At 71.2% G+C, this 11876-nt stretch carries 11 protein-coding genes; 5 read left to right on the top strand and 6 right to left on the bottom strand.

Annotated features, from left to right (window positions below; genetic code table 11):
• The 3 genes from EV140_RS12735 to EV140_RS12745 are packed head-to-tail and all read left to right on the top strand — an operon-like array spanning window position 1 to window position 1867.
• Window positions 1-1119, top strand: coding sequence for an adenosine deaminase (locus EV140_RS12735; RefSeq protein WP_130284509.1), 1119 nt, complete (start codon window positions 1-3; stop codon window positions 1117-1119).
• Window positions 1116-1598: a PTS sugar transporter subunit IIA gene (locus tag EV140_RS12740; protein WP_130284511.1), complete on the top strand. Its 483-nt coding sequence runs from the start codon at window positions 1116-1118 to the stop codon at window positions 1596-1598. Before EV140_RS12735 ends, EV140_RS12740 begins: the two co-directional genes overlap by 4 nt.
• A complete protein-coding gene (locus tag EV140_RS12745; protein WP_130284513.1) occupies window positions 1595-1867 on the top strand; it encodes a PTS sugar transporter subunit IIB in 273 nt (90 codons plus the stop codon). The genes EV140_RS12740 and EV140_RS12745 overlap by 4 nt, the downstream gene beginning before the upstream one ends.
• 66 nt (window positions 1868-1933) lie before the next feature.
• Here EV140_RS12745 and EV140_RS12750 read toward each other — a convergent pair whose 3' ends face one another.
• The 4 genes from EV140_RS12750 to EV140_RS12765 are packed head-to-tail and all read right to left on the bottom strand — an operon-like array spanning window position 1934 to window position 6344.
• Window positions 1934-2524 (bottom strand): hypothetical protein, encoded by a 591-nt coding sequence (locus EV140_RS12750; protein WP_130284515.1) that lies wholly within the window; start codon window positions 2522-2524, stop codon window positions 1934-1936.
• A gap of 9 nt (window positions 2525-2533) precedes the next feature.
• The gene (locus EV140_RS12755) at window positions 2534-3742 is read right to left on the bottom strand and encodes a hypothetical protein (RefSeq protein WP_130284517.1); all 1209 of its coding nucleotides are present in this window, start codon (window positions 3740-3742) and stop codon (window positions 2534-2536) included.
• Window positions 3743-3773: 31 nt separating this feature from the next.
• On the bottom strand, window positions 3774-5462 hold the full coding sequence (locus tag EV140_RS12760; protein WP_130284519.1) for a phospho-sugar mutase: 1689 nt from the start codon (window positions 5460-5462) through the stop codon (window positions 3774-3776).
• A 51-nt stretch (window positions 5463-5513) separates the two neighbouring features.
• On the bottom strand, window positions 5514-6344 hold the full coding sequence (locus tag EV140_RS12765) for a purine-nucleoside phosphorylase (RefSeq protein WP_130284521.1): 831 nt from the start codon (window positions 6342-6344) through the stop codon (window positions 5514-5516).
• A 145-nt stretch (window positions 6345-6489) separates the two neighbouring features.
• Between EV140_RS12765 and EV140_RS12770 the strand changes: the two genes are divergently transcribed.
• Together EV140_RS12770 and EV140_RS12775 are read left to right on the top strand one after the other, a co-directional pair.
• On the top strand, window positions 6490-7929 hold the full coding sequence (locus EV140_RS12770; RefSeq protein ID WP_130284523.1) for an NAD(P)H-quinone dehydrogenase: 1440 nt from the start codon (window positions 6490-6492) through the stop codon (window positions 7927-7929).
• A gap of 984 nt (window positions 7930-8913) precedes the next feature.
• A complete protein-coding gene (locus tag EV140_RS12775) occupies window positions 8914-9159 on the top strand; it encodes a hypothetical protein (RefSeq protein ID WP_130284525.1) in 246 nt (81 codons plus the stop codon).
• A 136-nt stretch (window positions 9160-9295) separates the two neighbouring features.
• Here EV140_RS12775 and EV140_RS12780 read toward each other — a convergent pair whose 3' ends face one another.
• The gene (locus EV140_RS12780; protein WP_130284527.1) at window positions 9296-11107 is read right to left on the bottom strand and encodes an acetyl/propionyl/methylcrotonyl-CoA carboxylase subunit alpha; all 1812 of its coding nucleotides are present in this window, start codon (window positions 11105-11107) and stop codon (window positions 9296-9298) included.
• Between the two features lie 102 nt (window positions 11108-11209).
• Entirely contained in the window at window positions 11210-11851 is a 642-nt protein-coding gene (locus EV140_RS12785; protein ID WP_241971449.1) for a Maf family protein, read from the bottom strand.
• Window positions 11852-11876 lie beyond the last annotated feature (25 nt).

Below are 11876 nucleotides of genomic sequence, written 5' to 3' on the forward strand. Positions count from 1 at the left end.
ATGACGACGGCGACGCCCCACCACCTGCCCGGCACCGACATCGCGCTCGAGCAGCTGCCGAAGGTGTCGTTGCACGACCACCTCGACGGCGGCCTGCGCCCGGCCACGATCGTCGAGCTCGCGGCCGACGCGGGCGTCGAGCTGCCCACGACCGACGCCGACGAGCTGGGCGCCTGGTTCGCCGAGAAGTCGAACTCGGGTTCGCTCGTCGAGTATCTGAAGACCTTCGACATCACGACCGCGGTCATGCAGACCCGCGAGGGGCTCACCCGCGTCGCCCGCGAGTTCGTCGACGACCTCGTCGCCGACGGCGTCATCTGGGGCGAGGTGCGCTGGGCGCCCGAGCAGCACCTGACCCGCGGGCTCAGCCTCGACGAGACGGTCGAGGCCGTGCAGGAGGGGCTCGATCAGGGAGTCGAGGCCGCGCGCGCTGCCGGCCACCGCATCCGCGTCGGTCAGCTCGTGAGCGCCATGCGCCACGCCGACCGCGGCCTCGAGATCGCGCAGCTCGCGCTGCGCCACCGCGACTCGGGCGTCGTCGGTTTCGACATTGCGGGTGCCGAGGCGGGCTTCCCGCCGAGCCGCATGCGCGACGCCTTCGACCTGCTCGCCGCTGAATTCTTCCCCGCGACGATCCACGCGGGCGAAGCCGACGGGCTCGACAGCATCCGCAGCGCACTCACCGACGGCCACGCCCTGCGGCTCGGCCACGGTGTGCGCCTCGCTGAAGACATCGAAATCACCCGTGAGGGTGACCAGCAGTACGCGACGCTCGGACGCCTGGCGGAGTGGGTGAAGGACCGCGGAATCGCGCTCGAGACGAGCCCCAGCTCGAACCTGCAGACGGGCGCCATCGCGCAGTGGGGCGACACCCTCGCCGACCACCCGCTCGATTTGCTCTACCAGCTCGGGTTCCGCGTCACGGTCAACACCGACAACCGCCTCATGAGCGGCACGACGTTGAGCCGCGAGCTCGCCCTCGTCGCCGACGAGTTCGCCTACGACCTCGACGACCTGCTCGCCTTCCAGCTGAACGCCGCCGAGGCCGCGTTCCTGCCGGTGGAAGACCGCGAGGCGCTCGCCGACGCCATCATCGAAGGGTTCGACGCCGCCCGATGACCGACAATTTCGATCCGGCTGACGCCGCGTTGCCGCCGCTGGCCGACCGCGCCATCGTGCTGCAGGCGCGCGCCGACGACTGGCGCGACGCCGTGCGACTCGCGGGCGACGCCCTCGTCGACTGCGGCTGCGCGACGACGGAATACACCGAGGCGATGGTGCGCATGGTCGACGACCACGGCCCGTACATCGTCATCGCGCCGGGCCTCGCGCTCGCGCACGCGCGCCCCGGCCCCGAGGTGCGTCGCGACGGCCTCTCGGTCGTGACGCTTGCCACCCCGGTGAGTTTCGGGCACGCGCACAACGACCCCGTCCGGGTCGTGATCGGCCTCGCCGTTCACGCACCGGATGCTCACCTCACGTCGGTCGCGGCCCTCGCGAACGTCTTCAACGATTCGTCCGCCATCCAGGCGATCGCGGACGCCACGTCGCGCGATCAGGTGCGCGACATCCTGGATGCTCGGAGGCCCGCCTCGTGAAAATCGTCGCCATCTGCGGGGCCGGCATCGGCTCGTCCGGCATCCTGAAGGTCAACGCCGAGCGGGTGTTGCAGCGGCTCGGCTTGAGCGCCACCGTCGTCGCCGCCGACGTGTCGTCCGTGCAGCGGGTCGCTGCCGACGCGCAGGTGATCCTGACGAGCGCCGAGTTCGTCGAGGCCATAGGGTCGACGCGCGCCGAGACGATCGTCATCGAGAACTACTTCGACACGGACGAGTTGGCGCGCAAAATCGAGGCCGCGATCGGCTGACCGCGTCATGCGCGATCGCGCCGCGGGGTGCGCACGCTGAGGCGCGTGCCGCGCCGAGTGCTCGCGTTACTCCTCGTCGACGGCGGCCGCGGGCTTCCGGAACGCGTTCATGACGGCGAGCGCGAGCGACACGACGATCAGCACGAGCCCCGTGCCAGTCAGCAGCATGAGCGTCACCACGATGCCGATCGTGAGGCCGACGACGGCGATGCGCAGCGGTGTGCGCGATTCGGGCGTGGCGGGCATCCAGCTGATGGCGGCGCACGCGGCCGCGGCTCCGGCGAGCGCGAAGAACACGATCGGGATGGCGGGCACGAGGGCGGGAGGCAGTGCGATGGCCGGACCGTCGAGGAAGTACGGCAGCAGCACGAGGGCCCGGGCGAGCAGGAGGATGTAGGCGAGGGGGATAAGCCAGGCGGGAACACCTCGACGCCCGACCGCCGCGTGCACGGCGCGCAGGAGGGCGAGGAAGGCGACGACGCCGAGCAGCCCGGTCAGGTTCGAGATGAGTAGCAGCGTCTCTTGCGAGTCGCCGGGCGTCGAGAACAGGGTGAGCCCAAACGACGCCATGACGAAGCCGACGGCGGCCGCCGATGCCCATGCCACTCCCGACATGCGGGTGGTCGGTGGGGAGGCGAGACGGTCGAGGATGCTCATGCCTCCAGCCTAGGCGGGCGGTGCGGGCGCTGCGCCCTCGGCGGGCGGCAGGTCGCCGTCGGTGGTGCGGCGACGCAGCGCGAGCAGCGTGGTCAGCACGGCGCCGAACGCGAGCGCGATGCCGCCGGAGGTGACCACGACCACCCACCACGCGGTCGCGACGGTGACCACGATGGCGGCCGCGCCGAGAGCGGTGCCGGGAACGAGCATCCGGGTGACGGCGGAGACGGCGAGCCCGACGGCGACGCTCTGCACCGCCCAGGCGACGAGCGCCACCGACTCGGACGGGGTGATGAGCACGGCGGCGGATGCTGCGACGATGACCGCGCCCGTCGTCGCAATGACGCGCCGGGCGCGAGTGGCGACGCGCAGGAGGAGGGCGACCTGTGCGACGAGAGGGATCGCTCCGAGGGTGACGACGGCGAGGCCCTGTCCGGCTGAGACGAGGCCGGGCGCGGCGTCGGCGATGAGGACTCCGCCCGCCCACGCGCCGACGACGGTGAGCAGGGCGGCGACGCCGAGGGCGAGGCTGAGGCGACGCTCGCGCCGGCTCCACGGCACGCGTGGGCGGGTGCGCTCGATGACGGGGGAGCCGGGAAGCCCGCGCACCGGGATGCCGCGCTCGTCGATCGACGCCGACAGCGCGCGGCGGCGCTCCAGGTCGCGGTGGATGCGGCGGCCGCGTACCCGGTCGTACGTCGCGAGGCCGACGGTCGCCGCGACGATGAGGGCCGGGTCGACGCCCGCGACCATGAAGGGCACCGCGAGGCCCGACCCGCCGATGCCGGCCCAGATGTGCGCGGGCATGGCTTCGACGTGCGGGCGGATCAGCACGCTCGTGGCGGCCGCAGCCGACGCGGCGGCGGCCATGACGGCGGCCGCTGCGACCGCAGTGACCGGGCCAATCGGACGGTCGGGGCCGAACACGATCAGGGCGACGATGCCCCCGGTGGCGAGTGCCGAGGCGAGCGCGATCGACGTCGTCGCGACGCGCTGCAGGCGGTCGAGGGCGTCGTAGCCTCGGCGGGCATACAGCAGACCCTGCCCCGTGATGCCGAGCAGCACGGCGGCGAGCGACAGGGTGCTCGTGCCCGTCGCCGCGGCGTCGCCACCGATCACCCCGCCGACGACGAGCCCTGCGGCGAAGAACAGCAGGGCGAGGAACCAGACCACCGCGACGGGCCGCGGCAGCAGGGGGTCGGGATGCGCCTCGGTCACGCATCCAGCCTAGGTGGAGCGCTGCGGCGCGCTACTCGGCGAGCAGCTCCCGCGCGCCGGCGGTCAGCGCGGCCACCGTCGCCTCCGCGGCGGCGCGGCGCTGCTCGGCCGTGCCGTCGTGCGACACCGCGTCGATGTACACCTTCACCTTCGGCTCGGTGCCGCTCGGGCGCACGATGACGCGCGATCCGCCGTCCATCCAGAACCGCAGGATGTCGCTCGGCCCGAAGTCGCCGAAGCCGTTCGCGAAGTCGTCGCTCTGCGTGACGGGGATTCCGCCGATCGCGGTGGGGCGAGCATCCCGAATGCGGGCCATGATGCGACCGATCGCGGCCAGCTCGGTGACGCGCACCGAGACCTGGCTGGAGGCGAAGGCGCCGAACACCTCGTCGGCCTCCCGCAGTCGGTCAGCGACCGTGCGCCCCTCCGCGGCGAGCTCGCCCGCCATCGCGAGGAACTCGGTCGAGGCCGAGATGCCGTCTTTGTCGCGGATCGACTGCGGGTTCACGAGGTAGCCGAGGGCCTCCTCGTAGCCGAAGGCGAGGTTCTCGACGCGGCTCACCCACTTGAAGCCGGTGAGCGTGTCGCGGTACGGCAGACCGAAGTGGTCGGCGATGGCCGCGAGCGCGGGGCTCGACACGATCGACGCCGCGAGCGTTCCCGTGCCGCCGCGGGCGACTTCGCGCTCGGCGGCGCGCCAGCCGAGCAGCGTGCCCACCTCGTTGCCCGTCAGCCTGCGCCAGCCCGACGCCGACGTCGCGTCGGGAATCGCCACGGCGAGCCGGTCGGCGTCGGGGTCGTGCGCGATGATCAGTTGCGAGCCGGCGGCGCTGGCGGTCGCCTCGGCGAGGTCCATGGCGCCCGGCTCCTCCGGGTTCGGGAACGCCACCGTCGGGAAAGCCCCGTCGGGGTCGCGCTGTTCGACCACCACGGTGGGCTCGGCGAAGCCGGCGCGCGCGAACACCTTGGCGCTCGTCTCGTAGCCGACGCCGTGCATCGCCGTGTACGTGAACGGCACCGGGATGCGCGGGGTCGCGCCCGGCGCGGACGGATCGACCGCGATCGCCGCCGTCGCGACGACGTAGGCCTCGACGATGTCGTCGTCAGCCGTCTCGTAGTGGGTCGAGCGGGGGATCAGGTCGACCGTCGTCGAGTTCGCGACCTCGAGGATCGCGGCGTGAATCTCGCCGTCGACCGGCGCGACGATCTGCGACCCCTGGTCGGCACCGCCGAGGTACACCTTGTAGCCGTTGTCGCGCGGCGGGTTGTGGCTCGCCGTCACCATGACACCGGCGCTCACGCCGAGGTGGCGCACGGCGAACGCCAGCAGCGGCGTCGGCAGAAGCCGCGGCAGGAGGATCGCGCGCACCCCGGCCCCCGCCATGATCTCAGCGGTGTCGCGCGCGAACACGTCGGAGTTCACGCGCCCGTCGTAGCCGATCACCACGCTCGGGTGCGACTCGCGGCCCAGCAGGAACCGCGCGAAGCCCGCGGCGGCCTGCGACACCAGCACGCGGTTCATGCGGTTCGACCCCGCTCCGAGTTCGCCGCGCAGGCCCGCCGTGCCGAAGGCGAGGCGCGTGTCGAAGCGGTCGGCGAGCTCGGCAGTGGCGGCGACGTCACCGTCTTCTGCGGCGGTGATGAGAGCATCCAATTCGGCGCGCGTGACCGGGTCGGGGTCTTGCTCGCGCCAGGCCTTCGCGGAGTCGAGGTGCGTCATCGGGGCGTCTCCTTCCGTGGTTCGGGATGCGCGTCGCGGGCGGGTGGTTGCCTAGATCGCGGCGACGATCTTCGCCAGCAGGGCGCTGATCACCGGCTCGGCCTCGCGGCCGGCGTCGATGACCTCCTGGTGGCTGAGCGGTTCGGGGCTGATGCCCGCGGCGAGGTTTGTGATGAGCGAAAGGCCGAGGATTTCCATGCCGGCTTGGCGGGCAGCGATCGCCTCGAGCGCCGTCGACATGCCGACGATGTGGCCGCCGATGGCCTTCGCCATCTGCACCTCGGCGGGCGTCTCGTAGTGCGGCCCGCGGTTTTGCACGTACACGCCGTCGTCGAGCGTTGGGTCGATCGTGCGGGCGAGCTCGCGCAGGCGTGCCGAGTACAGGTCGGTGAGGTCGATGAACGTCGCGCCCTCGAGCGGGCTGTCGGCGGTCAGGTTGATGTGGTCGCTGATGAGCACGGGCGTGCCGGGCTGCCACTCGGGCTTGATGCCGCCGGCGCCGTTCGTCAGCACCATCGTCGTCGCGCCCGCGGCGGCCGCCGTGCGCACCGAGTGCACGACCCGGCGCACGCCGTGGCCCTCGTAGTAGTGGGTGCGGGCGCCGATCACGAGCGCGCGCTTGCCGTTTGGCAGCAGCACGGAGCGCAGGGTGCCCACGTGGCCCTCGAGCGCCGGCTTCGAGAACCCCACGATCTCGGGCGCGGGGATCGTGTGCGTCGTCTCACCAATCAGGTCGGCCGCCTTCGCCCACCCCGAGCCGAGCGTCAACGCGATGTCGTGGCGGTCGACGCCCGTGGCCTCGGCCAGCTGGGCCGCCGCCTCGCGCGCGATGGCGAAGGGGTCGGCGGTCGGGTCGTCGAGCGGGTTCTGCGCGTGGGACATGGACACCATCGTAGAGTCGCGCGGATGCGCGGGCTCACGCTCATCTGCGCGCATGCGGCGGCCGTGCGGTCGCGCGCCGCCGGCCCGCCGCAGCGTGCGCGCGGGGCCAGCCCCGGGCATCCCTGCCGGGTGAAAGAATGGGCGGGTGGCGACCCAATTCGAACGCAAACACCAGATCGTGATCCTCGGCGGAGGACCCGGCGGCTACGAGGCGGCGCTCGCCGGCGCGCAGCTCGGCGCCGAGGTAACCCTCATCGAGCGCAGCGGGGTGGGCGGGTCGGCCGTGCTCACCGACGTTGTGCCATCGAAGACCCTTATCGCCACCGCTGAAGCGGCCGAGGCCATCACCGAGGCCGCCGAGGTGGGCGTGCAGTTCTACTCACGCACCGAAGCCGGCCGTGCCGTCAAGCCCGAAATCGCCGTCAACCTCACCGCCATCAACCAGCGGCTGCTGCGGCTCGCCGCCCAACAGTCGCAAGACATGCACGAGCAGCTTGAGAAGGCGGGCGTGCGCATCCTCAACGGGGATGCACGGCTTGACGGCCCGAACCGCGTCGTCGTCTCGACGGGGCACGGCACGAAGCGCGTCGACTTCGATGAGTGCGAGGCCGACACCATCATCGTCGCCGTCGGCGCCTCGCCGCGCGAACTGCCGAGCGCCCAGCCCGACGGCGAACGCGTGCTGACGTGGAAGCAGCTGTACGGCCTCGACGACGTGCCCGAGCACCTCATCGTCGTCGGCTCAGGCGTCACCGGCGCCGAATTCGCCTCCGCCTACCGCTCGCTCGGGGCGCGCGTCACCCTTGTGTCGTCGCGCGACCAGGTGCTGCCCGGAGAGGACGTCGACGCCGCGTCGCTCATCGAAAAGGTGTTTCGCTCGAACGGGATCGACGTGCTGTCAGCCTCGCGAGCATCCACGGTCGAGAACGTCGGCGACGGAGTACGCGTCACCCTGTCGGATGGGCGGGTCATCGAGGGGTCGCACTGCCTCATGGCCGTCGGCGCCGTGCCCAACACGGCCGGAATCGGCCTCGAAGAGGCGGGCGTGCAGCTCACCGAGTCGCGGCACATCCGTGTCAACCGGGTCGCGCGCACCTCCATCCCGTCGATCTACGCGGTCGGCGACTGCAGCGACTACCTGCCGCTCGCCTCCGTCGCGTCGATGCAGGGGCGCACGGCGGTGTTCCACGCGATGGGTGACGCGGTCGACCCGATCGAGAAGCGCAACATCACCTCGAACATCTTCACCCACCCCGAGATCGCGACCGTCGGCTTCTCGCAGCTCGACGTCGAAACCGGGGTCGCGCGCGGCACCGTCTACAAGCTGCCCCTGTCGTCGAACCCGCGCGCCAAAATGCAGGGCATCAAGGAGGGCTTCATCAAGCTCTTCGCCTCCCGCACCTCGGGCACCGTCATCGGCGGAGTCGTCGTCGCGCCCCGAGCATCCGAACTGATCCTGCCCATCGCGCTCGCCGTCGAGCACCGCCTCACCGTCGACCAGCTCGCCTCGGCGATGAGCGTCTACCCGTCGCTGTCGGGCGGCATCACGGACGCCGCCCGCGCCATGCACGTGCGCCGCGAGTAGGCGGGCGCCTCCGGCCCCCGCCCGCCGCGCCCGCCCGCGCGCCGTGCGCCGGCCCCGCGGGCCGCGCCGTCCCTTCTCCGACCCCCGCGCCCTCGTCTGTGGGCGGTGCGCCAGTTCGGGCGTGGTGCGACAGTTTGTTCTGCCGCACAGCGCCCAAACTGCAGCACGGTCTGGCGGGAGCCACTCGTCCACAGCCGGTGCTCGTCGGTCCATCTCCCCGGTTCACACGCGACGGATCGTCGTGCGGCCGCTGTGCCGCATCATCCGACGATGGAGATCCTCAGGCAGTACGCCGATCCGAGTGGGCTCGTGCGGGCCATGGCGGTGACAGACGAGGGCCATCGACGCCTCATCTCGCGCGAAGTTGCTCGCGGGCGCCTGGTTCGGGTCGCACGCGGGGCGTACCTTCCCTCGCACGTGTGGGCAAGCCTCGATGAGGATGCGCGGTACAGGGCAATTGTGCACGCTGCGGCGACGGGGCGCCTGGCATCCGACGAGCTCATTTGTCATCGCAGCGCAGCGGCGCTCTGGCGTCTACCGTCGTTCGAGCCGTGGCCCGCAACTGTCCATACGGTTCGGCCGGCGAGAGGCCAGGGGCGCCGTAACGGCATCGTTGTTCGCCACGTATCGGCCCAGCCCGACCCGGGCGCAGAGGTGGACGGGCTTCCGGTCACATCCCTCGCACGCACCGTCACCGACGTGGCGTCGACAGAGAGCCTTGCTAACGGGCTCATCGCAGTTGACGCGGCTCTTCGTGGGCAACGGGAGGCCTCGTGGGCAAGGCCGCCCCTCGCCCGTGAGCTTCTCGTCGAGACGGCGCAGGCACGCGCGCTGAACGCGGGAAGGACTCGTGCGCTGCGAGTCGTCAGCATGGGTGATCCGAGGTCAGCCAGCGCAGGGGAGTCGCTGCTTCGCGCAACTCTTCACCTATTGGGTATTCCGCCAGCAGAGCCCCAGGTGCGGTTCGTTGGTGACTCTGGTCGCGTGTACTACGTCGATCTCTACTGGCCCGATCAGGACTTTGTGCTCGAGTTCGACGGCAAGGGCAAGTACACCGATCCTCTCTACATGGCGGGCCGCTCAGCCAGCGAGGTCGTGTACGAAGAGAAGCGCCGGGAGGACGAAATCCGTGCGCAGGTGCGGGGAATGACTCGGGTCGACTGGGGTGTTGCGGCCTCACCGACGCGCCTGGAGCGGCGACTACGTGCTGCTGGCTTCGTATTCCCGTAGCCATCTTGCGGAGGAGCTGCACTCTGGGCGAGATGCGGCAGTTTGTTGTGCCGCATTGCGCTCAAACTGCCGCATCTTGTGGCTGTGGGGCGCCGCGGCCGGGTATGCGAGGGGCCGCGAAAGCGGGAACGCGCGGCTACGCGTCGGCGATCGTGAGCAGGACGTGGCCCGCGGCCACGGTCTCGCCGACCGACGCGCCGATCGACGCCACGACACCGTCCTTGTGGGCGGTCATCGGCTGCTCCATCTTCATGGCTTCGAGCACGACGACGAGGTCACCCGCGACCACCGTGTCACCCTCGGCGACGGCGAGCTTCACGACGGTGGCCTGCATGGGGCTCGACACGCTGTCGCCCGACCCGCCGGTGGCGGCCGCGCCGCCGCCGCGTCGCCGCGGTGCCGGGGCCTGCCCGGCTGCGGCGCCGCCAGCGCTCGAGCCTCCGACACCGGAGCCGCCCCCGCCGACGCCGACGAGCGACTCGGGCAGCGACACCTCCATGCGCTTGCCGTTGACTTCGACGACGACGGTCGAGCGCGCTGCGGGCCCGGTGACTTCGGCGCCAGTGAGGGTGCCGCTCCAGGGTTCGAGCTCGCCCGCGAACTCGGTTTCGATCCAGCGGGTGTAGACGCTGAACGGCTCGCCGTTCGACGGCGCGAACGCGGGGTCGTCGACGACGGCGCGGTGGAAGGGCAGGACGGTGGGGAGGCCGGCCACTTCAAATTCGGCGAGGGCGCGTCGCGAGCGCTCGAGAGCATCCTCACGGGTTTTGCCGGTGACGATGAGCTTCGCGAGCAGCGAGTCGAATGCGCCCGAGATGACGTCGCCGGTGGTGACGCCCGAGTCGACGCGCACGCCGGGGCCGCCGGGGAACCGCAGCGCGTGCACGGGGCCGGGCATCGGCATGAAGCCCAGCCCGGGGTCTTCGCCGTTGATGCGGAACTCGATCGAGTGCCCGTGCGCTTCGGGGTCTCCGTAGCCGATCGCCTCGCCCTCGGCGATGCGGAATTGCTCGCGCACCAGGTCGATGCCGGTGACCTCTTCCGAGACGGGATGCTCAACTTGCAGTCGCGTATTCACCTCGAGGAATGAGACGGTTCCGTCGGCCCCGATGAGGAACTCGCAGGTGCCAGCGCCGACATACTGAGCCTCGCGGAGGATCGCCTTCGACGCGTCGTACAGCAACGCGGTCTGTTCAGCAGTCAGGAACGGTGCCGGCGCCTCCTCGACGAGCTTCTGGTGGCGGCGCTGCAGCGAGCAGTCGCGGGTGGAGATGACGACGACGGTGCCGTGCGCGTCGGCGAGGCACTGGGTTTCGACGTGGCGCGGCTTGTCGAGGTACTTCTCGACGAAGCATTCGCCGCGGCCGAAGGCGGCGATCGCCTCGCGGGTGGCCGACTCGAACAGTTCGGGCACTTCCTCGCGGGTGCGTGCGACTTTGAGGCCGCGGCCGCCGCCGCCGTAGGCGGCCTTGATGGCGACGGGCAGGCCGTGCTGGTCGACGAACTCAAGCACCTCGTCAGCCGAGGCGACCGGGTTGAGGGTTCCGGGGGCGAGCGGGGCGCCGACTTTTTCGGCGATGTGCCGGGCGCGCACCTTGTCGCCAAGCGCGTCGATGGCCTCGGGGGAGGGGCCGATCCAGGTGAGGCCGGCGTCGATGACGGCGCGGGCGAAGTCGGCGTTTTCGGCGAGGAAGCCGTAGCCGGGGTGCACGGCGTCGGCGCCGGCGCGGCGCGCGACCGACAGCAGCTTGTCGATGACGAGGTACGTCTCAGCACTGGTGGTGCCGCCGAGCGCGTACGCCTCGTCGGCGAGCACGACGTGGCGGGCGTCGCGGTCTTGGTCGGCGTAGACGGCGACTGTGCCGATTCCTGAGTCACGGGCTGCGCGGATGACGCGGACGGCGATCTCACCGCGGTTGGCGATGAGCACCTTCGTAATTCGGGCCATGGTTCTCTACCCTAGGCCCGCCGCCCCACCCGGCGGTTGGCGCGCATCCACAAAAGGGGGCGCGGTGCGTTGCGCGAGCCGACAACGCGACCGGGATGCCCGCTACCGGTTCCAGAGGTCGGTGAACCGCCCGCCGAGCTCGTGCACGAGCACGCGCAGGAGCGGCACGCTGAGCCCGACGACGGTGTGCGGGTCGCCCTCGATGCGGTCGATGAAGGGGGCGCCTTTGGAGTCGATGGTGAAGGCTCCGGCGACGTTCAGCGGTTCGCCAGTGGCGATGTACGCCTCGATTTCGGCGTCTTCGATGTCGGTGGCGAAGTGCACGACGGCGCTGGAGGGTCGCCCGACGGCCGCCCGCACCTGGCCGCCGCGGTGGTCGATGACCCAGTGTCCGGAGTGCAGGATTCCGCTACGCCCGTGCTGCACCTGCCAGCGTTCGAAGGCGACCTCGGGCCGGTGCGGCTTGCCGTAGATGGCGCCGTCGAGTTCGAAGGCGCTGTCTCCGCCGAGGATGAACCCGTCGAGCTCTTCGCCTCCGGGTTTGGCGCCGATGATCGCTTCGGCTTTGGCCCGCGCGAGTAGCTGCACCATGTCGGCGGCGGCGAGCGGGTGCCCGAGTTCTGCTTCGCGGGTGGCGACGGCTGCTTCCTCGTCGACGCCGGGGGCGATGGCGATGGGTTCGATGCCGACGTTCCGCAGGGTGGCGAGCCGGGCGGGCGAGGTGGAGGCGAGGTAGAGGCGCACGCTCCGATCGTAGGCGCGTTGCCCC

Source organism: Microcella alkaliphila (assembly GCF_004216855.1).
Classification (GTDB): Bacteria; Actinomycetota; Actinomycetes; order Actinomycetales; family Microbacteriaceae; genus Microcella; species Microcella alkaliphila.